The organism is Lapillicoccus jejuensis (assembly GCF_006715055.1).
Lineage (GTDB): Bacteria > Actinomycetota > Actinomycetes > Actinomycetales > Dermatophilaceae > Lapillicoccus > Lapillicoccus jejuensis.
In genome coordinates this window covers 2,523,100-2,539,002 of sequence record NZ_VFMN01000001.1, presented here as the reverse complement: position 1 = coordinate 2,539,002, position 15,903 = coordinate 2,523,100, and the positions used below count along the sequence as shown (strand labels likewise).

The 15,903-nt window shown below is 74.8% G+C and carries 18 protein-coding genes; 4 read left to right on the top strand and 14 right to left on the bottom strand.

The features are described 5' to 3' along the window. The 8 genes from phoH2 to FB458_RS11965 form a co-directional block, all read right to left on the bottom strand. Window positions 1-1,317: an RNA 5'-3' helicase PhoH2 gene (gene phoH2 / locus FB458_RS12000; RefSeq protein WP_425460841.1), complete on the bottom strand. Its 1,317-nt coding sequence runs from the start codon at window positions 1,315-1,317 to the stop codon at window positions 1-3. A 430-nt stretch (window positions 1,318-1,747) separates the two neighbouring features. Continuing rightward, window positions 1,748-2,098: a hypothetical protein gene (locus FB458_RS11995; protein WP_141848699.1), complete on the bottom strand. Its 351-nt coding sequence runs from the start codon at window positions 2,096-2,098 to the stop codon at window positions 1,748-1,750. Then, entirely contained in the window at window positions 2,095-2,784 is a 690-nt protein-coding gene (locus FB458_RS11990) for a hypothetical protein (RefSeq protein WP_141848698.1), read from the bottom strand. Before FB458_RS11990 ends, FB458_RS11995 begins: the two co-directional genes overlap by 4 nt. 31 nt (window positions 2,785-2,815) lie before the next feature. Beyond that, window positions 2,816-3,787 (bottom strand): WXG100 family type VII secretion target, encoded by a 972-nt coding sequence (locus FB458_RS11985; protein ID WP_141848697.1) that lies wholly within the window; start codon window positions 3,785-3,787, stop codon window positions 2,816-2,818. Window positions 3,788-3,941: 154 nt separating this feature from the next. Then, a complete protein-coding gene (locus FB458_RS11980) occupies window positions 3,942-4,532 on the bottom strand; it encodes a hypothetical protein (protein ID WP_141848696.1) in 591 nt (196 codons plus the stop codon). Beyond that, window positions 4,525-5,199: a hypothetical protein gene (locus FB458_RS11975; RefSeq protein ID WP_141848695.1), complete on the bottom strand. Its 675-nt coding sequence runs from the start codon at window positions 5,197-5,199 to the stop codon at window positions 4,525-4,527. Before FB458_RS11975 ends, FB458_RS11980 begins: the two co-directional genes overlap by 8 nt. 13 nt (window positions 5,200-5,212) lie before the next feature. After that, on the bottom strand, window positions 5,213-6,247 hold the full coding sequence (locus FB458_RS11970) for a hypothetical protein (protein ID WP_141848694.1): 1,035 nt from the start codon (window positions 6,245-6,247) through the stop codon (window positions 5,213-5,215). A 175-nt stretch (window positions 6,248-6,422) separates the two neighbouring features. Next, complete coding sequence (locus FB458_RS11965) at window positions 6,423-7,184, bottom strand: isoprenyl transferase (protein WP_141848693.1); 762 nt, start codon at window positions 7,182-7,184, stop codon at window positions 6,423-6,425. Window positions 7,185-7,355: 171 nt separating this feature from the next. On the opposite strand from FB458_RS11965, the gene trhA reads away from it, so the two are divergent. Next, a complete protein-coding gene (gene trhA, locus FB458_RS11960) occupies window positions 7,356-8,084 on the top strand; it encodes a PAQR family membrane homeostasis protein TrhA (RefSeq protein ID WP_141848692.1) in 729 nt (242 codons plus the stop codon). A 97-nt stretch (window positions 8,085-8,181) separates the two neighbouring features. On the opposite strand, the gene FB458_RS11955 is transcribed toward trhA, so the two are convergent. Continuing rightward, window positions 8,182-8,436, bottom strand: a complete 255-nt coding sequence (locus FB458_RS11955; RefSeq protein WP_141848691.1) for a hypothetical protein — start codon at window positions 8,434-8,436, stop codon at window positions 8,182-8,184. Then, entirely contained in the window at window positions 8,436-9,368 is a 933-nt protein-coding gene (gene mca / locus FB458_RS11950) for a mycothiol conjugate amidase Mca (protein ID WP_141848690.1), read from the bottom strand. Before mca ends, FB458_RS11955 begins: the two co-directional genes overlap by 1 nt. A gap of 96 nt (window positions 9,369-9,464) precedes the next feature. On the opposite strand from mca, the gene FB458_RS11945 reads away from it, so the two are divergent. The 3 genes from FB458_RS11945 to greA all read left to right on the top strand — a co-directional run bounded on the left by FB458_RS11945 (window position 9,465) and on the right by greA (window position 11,308). Beyond that, window positions 9,465-9,881, top strand: coding sequence for a DUF4307 domain-containing protein (locus FB458_RS11945; protein ID WP_141848689.1), 417 nt, complete (start codon window positions 9,465-9,467; stop codon window positions 9,879-9,881). Window positions 9,882-9,913: 32 nt separating this feature from the next. Continuing rightward, window positions 9,914-10,609, top strand: coding sequence for a maleylpyruvate isomerase family mycothiol-dependent enzyme (locus FB458_RS11940; RefSeq protein WP_170185661.1), 696 nt, complete (start codon window positions 9,914-9,916; stop codon window positions 10,607-10,609). A gap of 213 nt (window positions 10,610-10,822) precedes the next feature. After that, window positions 10,823-11,308 carry a transcription elongation factor GreA gene (gene greA, locus FB458_RS11935; RefSeq protein ID WP_141848687.1) on the top strand — a complete coding sequence of 162 codons (486 nt, stop codon included), beginning with the start codon at window positions 10,823-10,825 and terminating at the stop codon, window positions 11,306-11,308. Window positions 11,309-11,360: 52 nt separating this feature from the next. On the opposite strand, the gene ilvA is transcribed toward greA, so the two are convergent. From ilvA to FB458_RS11915, 4 genes are read right to left on the bottom strand one after another with little or no spacing between them, the layout of a single operon-like run. Then, complete coding sequence (ilvA, locus tag FB458_RS11930) at window positions 11,361-12,608, bottom strand: threonine ammonia-lyase (protein WP_141848686.1); 1,248 nt, start codon at window positions 12,606-12,608, stop codon at window positions 11,361-11,363. A 10-nt stretch (window positions 12,609-12,618) separates the two neighbouring features. After that, window positions 12,619-13,353, bottom strand: a complete 735-nt coding sequence (locus FB458_RS11925; protein WP_141848685.1) for a VanZ family protein — start codon at window positions 13,351-13,353, stop codon at window positions 12,619-12,621. Next, a complete protein-coding gene (locus tag FB458_RS11920) occupies window positions 13,350-14,687 on the bottom strand; it encodes a glutamate mutase L (protein WP_141848684.1) in 1,338 nt (445 codons plus the stop codon). The genes FB458_RS11925 and FB458_RS11920 overlap by 4 nt, the downstream gene beginning before the upstream one ends. Before the next feature lies 1 nt (window position 14,688). After that, window positions 14,689-15,900, bottom strand: coding sequence for a cystathionine gamma-synthase (locus tag FB458_RS11915; protein ID WP_141848683.1), 1,212 nt, complete (start codon window positions 15,898-15,900; stop codon window positions 14,689-14,691). Window positions 15,901-15,903: the final 3 nt, after the last annotated feature.

Here is a 15,903-nt window from a genome sequence, read left to right as displayed (position 1 = left end):
TCAGGGCTCGAGGCCCTCCAGCAGGTCGGTGACGAGGGCGGCGATGGGGCTGCGCTCGCTGCGGGTGAGGGTGACGTGGGCGAAGAGCGGGTGACCCTTGAGGGCCTCGATGACCGCCGCGACGCCGTCGTGCCGCCCGACCCGCAGGTTGTCGCGCTGGGCGACGTCGTGGGTGAGGACGACCTTGGAGTTCTGCCCGATCCGCGACAGGACGGTGAGCAGGACGTTGCGCTCGAGCGACTGCGCCTCGTCGACGATGACGAACGCGTCGTGCAGCGACCGCCCGCGGATGTGGGTGAGCGGCAGGACCTCGAGCATGCCGCGGTCGATGATCTCCTCGACGACCTCGGTCGACACGAGCGCGCCGAGGGTGTCGAAGACCGCCTGGGCCCAGGGCCCCATCTTGTCGGCCTCGCTGCCGGGCAGGTAGCCCAGCTCCTGGCCGCCGACGGCGTACAGCGGCCGGAAGACGACGACCTTGCGGTGCTGGCGGCGCTCCATCACCGCCTCGAGCCCGGCGCACAGCGCGAGGGCCGACTTGCCTGTGCCGGCGCGCCCGCCGAGGCTGAGGATGCCCACGTCGGGGTCGAGCAGCAGGTCGAGCGCGATCCGCTGCTCGGCGCTGCGCCCGTGCAGCCCGAAGGCGTCCCGGTCGCCGCGCACCAGCCGCACCTGCTTGTCGGCGCCGACCCGCCCGAGGCCGCTGCCGCGCGGCGAGAGCAGCACGAGCCCGGTGTGGCACGGCAGCTCGGCCGCCGCCGCGTGCTCGACCCGGCCGTGCTCGTAGAGCGCGTCCATCTGCTCGACCGTCACGTCGAGCTCGGCCATGCCCGTCCAGCCGGAGTCGACGGCGAGCTCGGCGCGGTACTCCTCGGCGGCCAGCCCGACCGCCGAGGCCTTGACCCGCATGGGCAGGTCCTTGCTGACGACGGTGACGTCGAGACCCTCCGCGGAGAGGTTCGAGGCGACCGCGAGGATCCGGGTGTCGTTGTCCCCCAACCGGAACCCGGCCGGCAGCACCGACGGGTCGGTGTGGTTGAGCTCGACCCGCAGGGTGCCGCCGTCGTCGCCGACCGCGACCGGCCGGTCGAGCCGGCCCTCGCGCACCCGCAGGTCGTCGAGCATCCGCAGGGCCTGCCGCGCGAAGTACCCCAGCTCGGGGTGGTGCCGCTTGGCCTCGAGCTCGGTGACGACGACCACCGGGAGCACGACCTCGTGCTCCTTGAAGCGGAGCATCGCGCGCGGGTCGGAGAGCAGCACGCTCGTGTCGAGCACGAAGGTCTTGCGGGCGGTACGGGACTGCTGGGTCGAGGCCACGTCGACTCCCTCTCAACCACGCGAGCGCTGCTGTCGCCTCACTCGCGAGCCAGGTGCCGGGACCGGGCCTCCTCGGTGGCGAGGTGCCGGTCCGGCCCCCCGCTCGACACGTGTCGTGTCATCCGATCGGGCCTCCCGGACGTCGGGCGGGATGCCCTCCGTCGCGACGACCGTACGACGCCCCCGGCCCCCGCGCCGGAGCTTTCGCGGCGTGTCGCGCAGGCCCACCCGAAGAGTTCACGTGCCCGAAACGTCCGGGTCGCCGAGCGTCCGGGACGGGTGGGACGGAGGGGACGAGTGGGGCCGACGGGGCGTCGTGCGGACGGGGACTGCTGCGGGAGCGGGACGTCCACGTCCCCCCACGAACGGGATTGCTGCCCATCCGGGACGTCCCTCCCCCGCAGCGGTCCGCAGTCCGTACGGGGACCTGTCAGGGCTGGCCGGGGTGGCGCGCCTGCCAGGCGGCCAGCTCCCGGCACCACCGTGCGCGGGCGCGCCCGACGACGATGGACCACACGCCGAGCAGGGCCACCACCACGCCGAGGACCAGCGGGATGGCGATGGCGACGGCGGGCGCCGGCTTGGGGGCGACGGCGATCCCGGCCACGGCGAGCACGATGCCGCCGAGGATGCAGACGACACCCCAGGTGACGAGCGCCGTGGGCGAGCGCAGCTCCGTCGGCGAGCGCGGCACGGAGTCGGAGACGAACGGCTCCTTCGGGCGCGGGTCGTGGTCGGGCCCACCCGCGGCACCCGTCGGGCCCGGGGTCGCGGCGCTCACGCCGTCACCGCCGGGACCATCGAGCGGAGCACCTCGGCCAGCGCGTCGGGGCCCTCGAGGTCGACCCGGGTGCCACCCTCACCGCCCGGACCGACGTCCGCGGTGGCGACGAGCGCCCCCTGCCCCTCGCGGCCGACGAGCAGGTTGCGTCGCGCCCCGTCGGGCTCGCGGACGTCGACGATCACCGCGGCGTCCCCCTGGTCCAGCCGGGTGCGGGCCAGCGCGTCGAGCAGGGCCCCGGGGTCGTCGCCCGCCTGCCCGAAGCCCGTCCACCAGGTCGCGGTGACCGACGGCTCGACGATCGCGCAGACCTCGGGGGTCTGGAGGAAGAAGACGACGTTGGCCATGGTGTCGTCCTCGCCGAGCAGCGCCACCCGGGTCCAGCGCACGGTCCGGCCGAGGGCGACCTCGAGCAGGGCGGCGGCGCTGCGGGCCTGCACGGCCCGCTCGTCGACGGTGAGCAGCCCGCGGGCGGTGAGCGACGACGCCCCCGCGAGCAGCAGCAGCTCGTCGGTGACCAGGCGCTCGTCGAGCCCGACGAACCGCCGGCTGGCCTCGGCGGTGACCTCGTCGCGGTGCAGCGACAGGAGGAAGCCGACCTCGGCCACGCCGAAGCCGGTCATGCCGTCGGGGAGCTCGGCGAGCCCCAGGTCGGTGCCGGCGAACGGGTCGGCCGTGACGGTCATCGTGACGCCTTTCGAGGGGGTGCGGTGGAGGTCAGTCGAACGGGTTGAGGCTGTGGAAGACGGACGTGGCCCCGTCACCGATCGCGTCGGCGGCGTCCCCGGCGAAGTCCGAGACCGCGTCGGCGGCGTGCGAGGTGAAGTCCGTGATGTCGTCCCAGTGGTCGTAGACCATCTCGCCGAGCGCCATGGCCCCCGCGATGGGGGCGGCGATCGCCGCGGCCGGCGGGATGCAGGCCGCGACGCTGGCGATCGTCATGACGCCGTCGTACGCCGCCCGACCGTAGTTGCCGTCGGCGAGGTCGCTGACCGTGCTGACCCCGGAGAAGACGGCCCCGAGCGGTCCGAGGACCTTACCGGCCGCTCCGAGCCCCTTGGCGAGCGAGCCGCCCTCCTTGACGAGGTTCGTGGCGTTGCTCAGCTCGCCCCACCGGGTGAGGTTGGAGAAGATCTCGCCGCTCTTGAACAGGTCGGTCCCGGGCTTCCAGACCTGGCCGAGGGCCTTGAACACGCCGGCCGAGGTGTCGAACCGGCTCAGCGCCTTGATCCGCTCGGACCACTGGAGGTAGCTGCCGTACTTGGTCGGCAGGGTGAGCAGGGTCTTGGCGAGCTTCGCCGTCCCGTAGATCCCCGACCCGGTGAGCGCGGCGAGCACCGCGGCCGCCTGCGGGTTGCCGCGGCCCCCGGCTCCCGGCCCGACGGGGACCGGCGCGCCGCCCCCACCGCCGGCGTACGTCCCCGACGTCGTGCGCTGCGCCTGCGCGTTGGCGGTCAGCCGCTGCCCCAGGCTGGTCAGCGTGTGCGAGATCGTCGTCAGCTGGTGCTGCACCGTCGGGACCCGCCCGGCGAGCGACTGCAGGTCCGAGCCCTGCCAGTTCGCCCGGATGACGGCCGCCGACGTCCCGATGGACTCGCGCACCTCGTCGCACGTCTGCGCGTAGGTCACGAACCTCGTCGCCGACGCCTCCAGCGCCTCCGGATCCGCACCCTTGGCGAAGATCGCCACCTCGACACCCCCTGTGTGCTGCTCGACCGCCACGACGGCCCCGGTCGTCGCGACCGGCGGACCCGACGCTAGGCGAGCCGCGGGGGCCCGTCGATGGGGAGCACTCCCCATCGAACCCCCAGAGCCTATCCAGGTGACGTCCAGGCGGCGCGCCTCAGGACCCCGTACGACGCCGTCCCCGCAGCTCACGGATCCGCCGCCAGTCGGCCCGCGCGACCGCGACGAACAGGACGAGGAGCAGCACGAGCAGGACCCGACCTCCCCAGGCGGCGGTGGCCGACTCGCCCCGGCTGGCGTCCCCCACGAAGGTCGCCACGAAGGAGGCGGCCGCCAGGAGCGCGAGCAGCACGCAGAGCACGAGAAGCACCCAGCGGAAGAAGCCCGCGGAGCGCCGGTCGGACCCGAAGGCCGAGCCGTCGGTCCAGCTGCGCACCGTGGAGGAGGGGTCGACCCCCGGGTGCCGCCGTCGCCAGCGGAGGCGCACGATCCCGCCCCACAGCAGCCAGCTCCCCAGCCCACCGAACAGCACGACGACGAAGCCACCCGCCCAGTAGCCGGCCGACTCACCGTTCCGGATGGCGGCCACCGCGGAGAACACGGTGCCGACCAGGAAGATCGCGGCGTAGACGAACATGCCCTCGGGCGGCATCCGCCCCGCCATCCGGTCGTCGTCGTCGAGCCAGGCGAGCGGGGCCGGGTCCGGCTTGCCCTCCCAGAGGGGGGCCTGGGGGGTCGGGTCAGCCACGGGTGACCTCCCCCGCCGTCAGCACGGACCGGACCAGGGCCTCGGTCGCCTCGAGGGCCACGTGCTCGCGCGGCCCCTGGAGGGTGTCGGAGACGGCCCAGCCACCCTCGGCGGGGCGCGCGTAGCGCCGCCCCACCACCCCCCGCTCGGTGCGGGTCTCCAGCGCGAACCCGAGCCGGTCGTGACGGGTGCGGGCCTCGAGCAGGCTCGGGGCGACCAGCCGGGAGGGGTCGGCGACCTCGGCCGGGTCGGCCGACAGCGAGACGAACCAGGTGCCGAAGATCCGCGGCTGGAGCAGCCCGACGACGCCGGGGGCCTCGATGACGACGAGCAGGTCACCCTGGCCGTCGTCGCCCTCGCGCATCCCGATCCCCGTCCACCGGTGACCCCGGGAGAGGAGCACCTCGAGCAGCGCCGCCTCGCCGCGGCTCTGGGCGCGGTCGCGGTCGGCGACGGCCAGGCCCCGGGCGGCGAGCGAGGCGAGCCCGGCCGCCAGCACCCAGTCGTCCTCGGGAGCGGCGTCGAGGCCCAGCACCTCGCGGGCGGTCGCGGCGGCCGGCTCGTCGTGGCGGGCCAGCAGGTAGCGCACCTCGGTGAACCCGAACCCCGTGACGCCCGGGGGCAGCTCCACCCGGGCCAGGTCCGATCCGCTCAGCAGGTCGGTCATGGTGCCAGTCTCCTCAGAAGATGCTCGTGATGGCGTGCCACGCCCCCGAGGCGGCGTGTCCGATGCCCTTGCCGACGTCGGCCGCGGCGTGCCCGACGGCCTCACCGGCCTCCGCCACCCCGTGCACGGCGCCGTCGACGGCGTCGTGGACGAAGGGGATGTTCTGGTAGGCCGCGACGCCCAGCGCCCCGACCCCGCAGACGATGTCGGCGGGCGGTGGCGCGAGCAGCGCGCCGGCCGTCAGCGCCGTGCTCGCCCCGTCGAGGGCGGCGTCACCGTAGTGGTGGTGCGCGAGGTCCTCGTAGGTCGAGAACGCGCCGGCCGCGACGCTGATCGGGCCCAGCACCCCGACCTTGCCGACCAGCTCCCCCGCCCGGCTGCCCTCGGCCAAGAAGGACCCGATGGCCCGCCCGTCGAGCAGCTTGACGGCGGAATTCAGCCCGGCGCCGGCCGTCTCGAAGGACGTCAGCCCCGTCAGCGTGTTCGCGGCCCGCAGCGCGTCCTCGGTGTAGAGGTCCAGCAGCCGGCCGTTCGCGAACAGGTCGTGCAGCCCGCCCCCCGCCGTGTGGTTGAACAGCCCGAAGGCCGCGGCCCCCATCCCGGTGAACGTGATCTCCAGCGGCTTCACCGCGGTCTCGGTGGTCTCCAGCCAGGCGGGCTTCTCCCCGCCCTCGCCACCGCCCTCCCCGCCGGGCTCACCACCGCCCTCCCCGCCGGGCCCGTACGGCGCGCCGTACGGGCTGCCGTACGGAGCCCCGCCGGGCAGACCCCCGGACCCGCCGGACGCGACCTGCTGCGCACGGGCGTTGGCGGTGAGCCGCTGCCCGAGCGAGGCGAGCGTGCGCGAGATCGTCGTCAGCTGCTGCTGGACGGCGGGCAACCGGCCGGCGAGCGCCTGGAGGTCACCACCGGCCCAGTTGGCGCGGATGACGGACGCGCTGGCGCCGATGGACTCGCGCACCTCGTCGCAGGTGCGGGCGTAGCCGGCGAAGTTCGTCGCGGAGACCTCGAGCGCCTCCGGGTCCGCCCCCTTGGCGAAGACCGCCATCGTCGACCCCTGTCGTCCTGGGGCGGGACCCCTGTCGCCCGCCCTGCTGCACCCCCGACGCTAGGTGCGCACCACGACCACTGGCGATGGGGAGTCCTCCCCTCCCAGGGAACTCACACCGGGCGCCCAGGCCGCTCCCACCAGCGGCTCGTCGGCCGGGGCTGGGCGGCCGGGCTCAGCGGCCGAAGCGCCGTTCGCGGGTGGCGTACGCCCGCAGCGCCCGCAGGAAGTCGACGTGCCGGAAGTCGGGCCAGTAGGCCTCGCAGAAGTAGAACTCCGACTTCGCGCTCTGCCAGAGCAGGAACCCGCCGAGCCGCTGCTCCCCCGAGGTGCGGATGACGAGGTCGGGGTCGGGCTGGCCGCGGGTGTAGAGGTGCGCCTCGATCTCCTCGACGTTGACCGACTCGGCGACCTCCTCGAGCGGGGTGCCGACCGCGGCGGCCTCGAGGAGCATCGAGCGGACGGCGTCGGCGATCTCGCGCCGCCCGCCGTAGCCGACGGCGACGTTGACGTGCAGCCCGTCGACGTGCCGGGTCGCCTCGGCCGACGCCTTGAGGCTCTGCGCCGTCTCGGCGGGGAGCAGGTCGAGGGCCCCGATGGGGTGCAGCCGCCAGCGCCCGGCGGCGGCCAGGTCGGACACCGCGGTCTCGATGATCTGGAGCAGCGGGACGATCTCGGCCGGGGCGCGGTCGAGGTTGTCGGTCGAGAGCAGCCACAGGGTGACCAGCTCGACGCCCGCGTCCTCGCACCACTGCAGGAGGTCCTTGATCTTGTCCGCGCCCGCCTGGTGGCCGTCGGCGACCTCGAAGCCGTTGTAGCGCGCCCAGCGCCGGTTGCCGTCGAGCATGACGCCGACGTGCCGCGGCACGGCGGTGCGGTCGAGGCCGCGGGCCAGTCGGCGCTCGTACACGCCGTACAGCACGTCGGTCAGGCCCACCGCGTCCTCCTTCGCCGGGTCACGCGGGGGTGCGGGCCCCGCGCCCGGGTCACGCTACTCCGGGGCACCTGCGCACGCCCGGCGCCGAGCCGCCGTCGCCGTGTCCTGGCGCGGATCCGACAGCCACCTACGGTTCCGTAACCTACGGATCCGTAGGTTATAGTGAGGGGTATGGAGAACACCGCCTCGACGCCCGCCGCCACCCCGGCGGCCGCGTCCGACGCCGGCTCGATCGGCGACCTCGTCGCGTTCGTCAAGCCGAAGCTGCGCGGCTGGCTCCACGCGGGCACCACCCCGCTGGCCCTCGCGGCCGGCATCGTGCTCATCTGCCTCGCCCCCGACGGGCGGGCCAAGGTGGGCGCGGTCGTCTTCACGGTCACCGCGGTGCTGCTGTTCGGCACCTCGGCGGTCTACCACCGCGGCACGTGGTCGGCGAAGGTCCACGGCGTGCTCAAGCGGATGGACCACTCGAACATCTTCCTCATCATCGCCGGCACCTACACGCCGTTCGCGCTGACGCTGCTGCCGTGGGGCCAGGCCCGCACGCTGCTGCTCCTCGTCTGGGGCGGCGCCATCGGCGGCGTGCTCTTCCGCGTCTTCTGGGTCGGCGCGCCGCGCTGGCTCTACGTGCCGATCTACGTCGCCCTCGGCTGGGTCGCGGTCTTCTACTTCGGCCCGTTCCTGCACTTCGGCGGCCCGGCGATCATCACGCTCATCACCGTCGGCGGCCTGCTCTACACGCTCGGCGCCGTGGTCTACGGCACCAAGCACCCGAACCCCTTCCCCAGGTGGTTCGGCTTCCACGAGGTCTTCCACGCGTTCACCGTGGCCGCCTTCGTCGTGCACTACATCGCGGCCTCGCTCGCGCTGTACGGCGCGGGCTCGACGCCCGTCGCCTGACCCCCGCCACCTCACGCCCACCCAGCGTCCGCAGCAGCGGGGCACCGGTGCCCCATCGGTGCGGACGCATGAGGCTCGTGGAGCCGGTACGACGCGCTCAGCGGCCCGGCGGGTCCCCGTCCGGTCCGTCGCCCTCGGGCCCGGCCGGCGGCGCCGCCGGCGGCGGACGCTCGCCCTCCTGCGCGGCCCGGTGCTCGGCCTCGAGCCGCTCGACGCGCTCGCGCTCGGCGTAGCCCATCCGGCGCATCCGCGCGTTCATGTTCCGCACGAGGAACCACAGGATCACCGCGAGCGCGAAGAACGCGACGAAGGCGCCGAGGCCGGGGCCGATGTCGGTGCTGGGGGTGTCCATCAGCCCTCCGCGCCGGGCAGCGCGTCGGGCACGGTACGGCCGTCGTAGACGAGCGGCAGGTCGGTGCGGGCACCGAGCGCGTCGGCCTCGTCGGGCGACCCGAGGCCGGCGAAGAGGTCGTCCTCGCCCTCGACGAAGCGCACCCGCGACAGGGCCAGCTCGTAGTCCTCGGTCGGCCAGACCCGCCGCTGCAGGTCGAGCGGGATCTTGAAGAAGTTGCCGTCGGGGTCGACCTGGGTGGCGTGCGCGAGCAGCGCCCGGTCGCGCACCTCGAACCAGTCGGCGCAGGTCACCCGGGTGGTGATCCGCCGGTCGGGGCGCTTCCAGTCCTTGAGCCAGTCGCCGTACGGCGACTCGAGGCCCGCCTCGAGCATCGCGTCGTGGAACGCCTGCGTGCGCGGCTTGGTGAAGGTGTGGTTGTAGTAGACCTTCGCGACCTGCCACGCCGGGCCCGCGTCGGGGTACCGGGCCGGGTCGGCGGCGGCGTCGAGGGCCGCCATGGACACGACGTGCGTGTTGATGTGGTCGGGGTGCGGGTAGCCACCCAGCTCGTCGTACGTCGTGAGGACGTGCGGCCGGAACTCGCGGATGACCCGGACGAGCGCCTCGCACGTGACGTCGATCGGCTCGAGCGCGAAGCAGCCCTCGGGCAGCGGCGGCAGCGGGTCGCCCTCGGGCAGACCGGAGTCGACGAACCCGAGCCAGGTGTGCTCGATCCCGAGGATCTCCTGCGCCCGCGCCATCTCGTCGCGGCGCACCTGCACGAGGTCGCGCAGGATGTGCGGGTCGTCCTGCAGGCGGGGGTTGAGGATCGAGCCCCGCTCCCCGCCGGTGCACGAGACGACGCGCACGCGGGCGCCCTCGGCGACGTACCTCGCCATCGTCGCCGCGCCCTTGCTCGACTCGTCGTCGGGGTGCGCGTGCACCGCCATCAGCCGCATCCCCGCGGCGTCTCCCGGACCTGCCGGCATGCTCTCGCCCGCTCCCACGTCACTCGCTCTGATCTGCTCGCCGTACCGTTGTCCATCATGTCATCGCACGAGACGCCCCCTCGCACGGGCGCCCCCCGCCCCGCCCCGCGCCGCGAGGGCGCCCCCAGCCGCTGGTGGGGCATCACCGGCGGGGTCCTCTTCGGCGTCATGGCGCTGGTCATCGTGTGGTGGGTGACCCACAACTCGGCCGAGCAGGTGACGGCGACGACGACGTCGTACGTCGTCCGCTCGGACAGCTCCGTCGAGGTCCAGTTCGACGTCAGTCGTCCCCCGACCCAGCCGGTGACCTGCACGGTCACGGCGCAGGACGAGCACTTCACCGCCGTGGGCAGCGTCCAGGTCGTCGTCCCCACGGCCGCCGAGGGCTCGCCGCGCACCGTGCACCAGGTCGCGACCGTGCGGACCGCGACCCGCGCCGTCACCGGCAACGTCACGGACTGCGTGCGCACCTGACGGCCGCTGTCCCGTCTGGGAGGCTGGGCGTCGTGAGCGACGAGGTGGCCCTCTGGCAGGAGACGCAGGCCCGCGTGGGAGGGCTCGTGCGCGCCGTCGAGCAGGAGGACCCGGCCGCGCTGCGGCGCCCGGTCCCGGCCTGCCCCGACTGGAGCGGGCGCGACCTGCTCGCGCACATGGTCGGCCTCGGCGCCGACGTCCTCGCCGGCGACGAGCCGGACGACCACAACCCGTCCTGGACCCAGGCGCAGGTCGACGCCCGGGCCGGCCGCGACGGCGCCGCGCTCGTCGACGAGTGGGACGACCTCGCGCCCCGGCTGGCCGACTGGATGCGCGCGCACGGCACGCGACCGCTCGGCGACGTCGTCATCCACGAGCAGGACCTGCGCGGCGCGCTCGGCCGGCCCGGCGGCCGCGACTCGGGCGGGTTCGCCGCGATCCGCGACCGGATGACGGGCCGCCTGGCCACCCGCTGGGCCGAGCACGGCGGCGGCCGCACCCTCGGGCTGGTCGCCGACGACGACGGCTGGACCTGGTGCTCGGCGGACGTCGACCCGTCCGGCGCGGACGTCGTCCTGCGCGCGAGCGGCTTCGACCTCGGCCGGGCCGTCGTGGCCCGCCGTACGGCGACGCAGCTGCGCGGCTGGGTGGTGTGCGGCGAGCTCGGCGACGGCGTGCAGGCGTTCGCCGTCCTCGGTCCGCTGCCGGAGCAGCCCCTGCCCGAGTAGGCCCTGCGGACGCGGGGTGGAGCGCTCCCCCGCACCGGGCACCAGGCGTCGGTCGTGTGCATCGTGGGACCTGACGCCGTACACTCATGAGTTCACGCCACCGCTCGCGAGGTCTGGACCACCGTGGTCCGGACCTTTTGCTTAGGGCGGGGCTGGTCCTCACTCTCGGCCACGCGGCAGTCCTGCCGTGGCCGGTCCACGCAAGGAGCAACCATGACCGACACCGCGACCAACTACCTCACGCAGGAGGCCCACGACCGCCTCACGGCGGAGCTGGCCCGACTGTCCGGCGAGGGCCGCTCCGAGATCGCCAAGCGCATCGAGGCGGCCCGCGAGGAGGGCGACCTCAAGGAGAACGGCGGGTACCACGCGGCCAAGGAGGAGCAGGGCAAGATGGAGGCCCGCATCCGCCAGCTGACGCAGCTGCTGGAGAACGCCACCGTCGGTGAGCCCTCGACCCCCAGTGGCGTCGTCGGCCCCGGGATGCTCGTGACCGTCGAGATGTTCGGCGACGAGGAGACCTTCCTGCTCGGCAGCCGCGAGATCAAGGACGGCGACGACCTCGAGGTGTTCTCCGAGAAGTCCCCGCTCGGCGCGGCCATCAACGGCGCCAAGGTCGGTGACACCGTCTCCTACCAGACCCCCGCCGGCAAGACCGTCGAGGTCACCGTCAAGAAGGCCGAGGCCTACGCCGGCTGACCGCCGAACGACGCCCCGCCGGCCCCGCGCCGGCCCCGCTACCGCCCGCCCGTCACCGCACGTGCGGGCGGTAGCCGCGTTCGGCGAGGGTGCGCAGGACGAGCTCGCGGTGCTGCGGGCCCTTGGTCTCCAGCTCGACGGCGATCTCGACCTCGTCGAGGAAGAGCTCGGCCTCGGAGCGGCCGTGGCGCACCTCGACGACGTTGGCGTCGGTCTCGGCGAGGTCGGCGAGCAGCCGGGCGAGGGTCCCGGGGCGGTCGGGCACCTGCACCGCGAAGGAGAGGTAGCGTCCGGCGGCGACCATGCCGTAGCGGATGATCCGCAGCAGCAGCAGCGGGTCGATGTTGCCGCCGGAGAGCACGGCGACGACGGGTCCCTCGACGGCCTGACCGCCGGGCTCGAGCAGCCGCGCGACGGCGGCGGCCCCGGCCGGTTCGACGACGAGCTTGGCCCGCTCGAGCAGGAAGAGCAGCGCCCGGGACAGGGCCGCCTCGCTGACGACCTCGATGCCGTCGACGAGGTCGCGGACCAGCGCGAAGGGCACGTCGCCGGGGCGGCCGACGGCGATGCCGTCGGCCATCGTCGCCATCTTCTCCAGGGGGATCGGGCGGCCCCCGGCGAGCGAGGCGGGGTACGCCGCCGCCATCTCGGCCTGCACGCCGACGACCTTGACGTCGGGCCGCTCGGCCTTGACCGCGGCGGCGATCCCGGCGAGCAGGCCACCCCCGCCGGCGGACACGACGACGGTGCGCACGTCGGGGCACTGCTCGAGGATCTCCAGCCCGCAGGTGCCCTGGCCGGCGACGATGTCGGGGTGGTCGAAGGGGTGGATGAGCACCGCCCCCGTCTCGTCGGCCCACGCGCGGGCGGCGACGAGGCAGTCGTCGACCGTGAGCCCGGTCTGCTCGACCGTGGCGCCGTACGCGCGGGTGGCCTGGAGCTTGGGCAGCGGCGCCCCGAGCGGCATGTAGACCTTGGCCGCGATGCCGAGCAGCTGCGCGGCGAGCGCGACGCCCTGGGCGTGGTTGCCCGCCGAGGCCGCGACGACGCCGCGCGCCTTCTCCTCCTCGCTCAGCCGCGCCATCCGCGTGTAGGCGCCGCGGATCTTGAAGGACCCGGCGCGCTGGAGGTTCTCGCACTTGAGCCAGACCTCCTGCCCGACCCGCTCGCTGAGGGCGCGCGAGTACTCCAGCGGGGTCGGCCGCACGACGCCGGCGAGCAGGTCGCGGGCGGCGCGGATGTCCGCGTCCGTGACGAGCGGCGGGACGAGTGGGGTGCCGAGCGAGGGGCCGTGGGGCATGGGCGAGACGCTACCCCCGGTGCTCGGCCTCGAGGACGGCGAGGACCCCGACGAGGAGCAGCCCGCCGAGCACCCCGCCCGCCGTGTTGGCCATGACGTCGATCGGGGCGCACACCCGGGTCGTGAAGAGGGCCTGGTAGGTCTCGATGGCGCACGACGTGAGCATCGGGACGAGCACGAGGACGGCGAGCGAGCGCTTGCGCCGCAGCGGACGCCGGTAGCGGTCGGACAGCAGCAGGAGCAGCCCCACCCCGAGCGGCACGAAGAGCGCGATGTTGGGCAGGAACTCGGAGACCAGCTGGCTGGCGGCCACCCGGCTCAGCCCCGGCGGCAGCCAGTGCTCGCGGTCGTCGACGCACGAGACCAGCGCGCCGCGGGGGTAGGGCGTCAGCGACGGCGGCCCGCTCTGGCTCGGCAGCGTCGTCCAGCCGATGAGCAGGACGCACCCGCCGAACCACAGCCCGCGCGCCCACGTCGACCCGGCGGCCCGGAAGCCGAGCAGCACGGCGACCGCGGCGACGAGGACGGCGAGGACGACGCGGGGGTCGGAGCCGAAGAAGCGCAGCAGGTTGCTGCTGCCGCGCCCGGCGATGGCGACGACGGCCCCGACGAGGGCGACCGCCCCGAACCACAGGAGCGACCGGGGCCACGTCCACGGCGCCTTCTCGCGCAGCAGGAGGGCGGCGAGCCAGGCGAGGACGGCGAGGGTGAGGACCGAGCCGGTGTCCTCCACGAACGCCCTCACCGGGCCGCGCCCGTCCCGCTCGGGGCCGGCACGAGGCCGCGCGCGAGCACGGCGGCCGCCTCGGGGGCCGGGCCGGCGAGCAGCCCCGCCGCGAAGAGCACGTACGACGCGTCGACGGTCCGGCGGGCGCCGGCCGGCACCCTCCACCCGCCGGCGTGGTCGGCGGTGACCGCGGCGAGCACGGCGTCGGCGTCGGCGGGGTCGGCGTGCCGCAGCACGCCGCCGGAGCCGACGACGAGACCCACGTCGGCGAGCGGCCGCGGGGTCTCCCCCGGCGAGGCGGGACGGGCGTGACGTCGTACGGCGACCACCGCGGCCAGCCGGGCGACCTCGAGGTCGAGGGCCTGCTCGGCGGCGTCGGCGGGCAGCCGGCCCGGGTCGGTGGGCAGCGGGCGCGCCCACGCCTCGAGCCCGGGCGAGGTCGGCAGCTGCTCACGGGCCGCGGCCTCGAGGACGCCGTCGGCGTTCCAGCGCATGCCGAGGTCGGCCTCGACCGTCCGCGCGTGCCAGAGCGGGGCGACGACCTCCTTGCGCAGCGTCGCGTCCTCGCCCTCCGGGGTGAGGCAGGAGTAGACGTCGGTCGTCGCGCCGCCGACGTCGACGACGAGCGCGTCGGCGCCGGTCGCGGCGGCGAGCACCTCGACGCCGGCGAGGACCGCGTCGGGCGTCGCCGCGCGGACGGCGCGGGCGAAGGCGGGGTCGCGGGAGAGGCCCTTGCCGCCGATGACGTGCTCGAGGAAGACCGCGCGGATGGCGCGCCGCGCCGGCTCCGGGGCGATCTCGCCGATCCGCGGGACGACGTTGTCGGTGACGACGAAGCGGCGCCGGGTGCGGGCGAGGGCCGCGGCGGCGTCGGCGGCGGCGTCGGCGTTGCCGGCGACGACGACGGGGGCGGGCAGGCGCAGGGCGGCCAGCCGGGACGCGTTGTGCCGCAGCACCTCCGCGTTGCCGCCGTCGGTGCCACCGACGAGCAGGACGACGTCGGGCGCGACCTCGCGCAGCGCCGCCTCCCCCGCCCGGTCGAGCGGGCCGGCGGCGACGTGGACGACGCGGGCGCCGGCGCTCAAGCCCACCCGGCGGCCGGCCTCGGCGGTCACCTGGCGCTCGTAGCCGACGACGGCGAGCCGCAGCCCGCCGCCGGCGCTCGAGCAGGCGAGGAGCGCGACGTCGTCACCGGCACCGACGGCCGAGGCGACCGCGCGGACCCCCACCATGACGTCGGGGTCGAGCGTCGTCGGGTGGGCGGCCGTCGCGAGCAGGGTGCCGTCCGCGTCGTCGACGAGCGCGGCCTTGGTCCACGTCGACCCGACGTCGACGCAGAGGACCGCGGGCACGTCAGCCGGCCGCGAGCGCGACGTCGAGGTCGGCGAGCAGGTCGGCCTCGTCCTCGATGCCGACCGAGAGGCGCACGAGGTTGCGCGGCACCTCGAGGTCGGTGCCCTCGACCGAGGCGTGCGTCATCCGGAACGGGTGCTCGATGAGCGACTCGATGCCACCGAGCGACTCGGCGAGGGTGAAGACGGTCGTCGCACCGCAGGCGCGCACGGCGGCGTCCTCGCCGCCGCGCAGCAGCACCGAGACCATGCCGCCGAACCGGCGCATCTGCCGAGCGGCGACGTCGTGGTGGCGGTGCTCGGGCAGCCCCGGGTAGAGCACCTTCTCGACGGCCGGGTGCGCCTGCAGGTGGCGCACGACGGCCTCGGCGTTGTCGCAGTGCTTCTCCATCCGCACGGCGAGGGTCTTCAGTCCGCGCAGGACCAGCCAGCTGTCGAACGGTCCGGCGACGCCGCCGATCGCGTTCTGGTGGAACGCGATCCGGTCGGCGGCGTCCTTCATCGACGGGACGGCGACGTCCCGGCGGACGACGACGCCACCACCGACGACGTCGCTGTGGCCGCCGGAGTACTTCGTCGTCGAGTGGGTGACGACGTCCGCGCCGTGCGCGATGGGGTTCTGCAGGTAGGCGGTGGCGAAGGTGTTGTCGACGACGAGCAGCGCGTCGGCCTCGTGCGCGATCTCGGCCAGCGCGGCGATGTCGCTCACGCCCAGCAGCGGGTTGCTCGGGGTCTCGACCCAGACCAGCTTGGTCCTCCCGGGCTGGATCGCGGCGCGGACGGCGTCGAGGTCGCCGGTCGGGGCGACCGAGTGCGCCAGCCCGGCGGGGCCGGCCACCCGCGAGACGTAGCGGTAGGTGCCGCCGTACGCGTCGTCCCCGATGACCAGGTGGTCCCCGGGCGAGAGCAGCGAGCGGACGATGGTGTCCTGGCCGGCGAGCCCCGAGGCGAAGGCGAAGCCGCGCTCGCCGCCCTCGAGCGCGGCGAGGCACTCCTCCAGCGCGTTCCGGGTCGGGTTGCCCGAGCGCGAGTACTCGTAGCCGCCGCGCAGCCCGCCGATGCCGTCCTGCTTGTACGTCGACACCTGGTAGATCGGGGTGACGACCGCGCCGGTCGAGGCGTCCGGGTCCTGGCCGGCGTGGATGGCGCGGGTGGCGAACCCCTGCTGCTGGTGCTGCTGCTGCGGCTGCTGCGGGTGGTGCTCGGAGGTCATGGC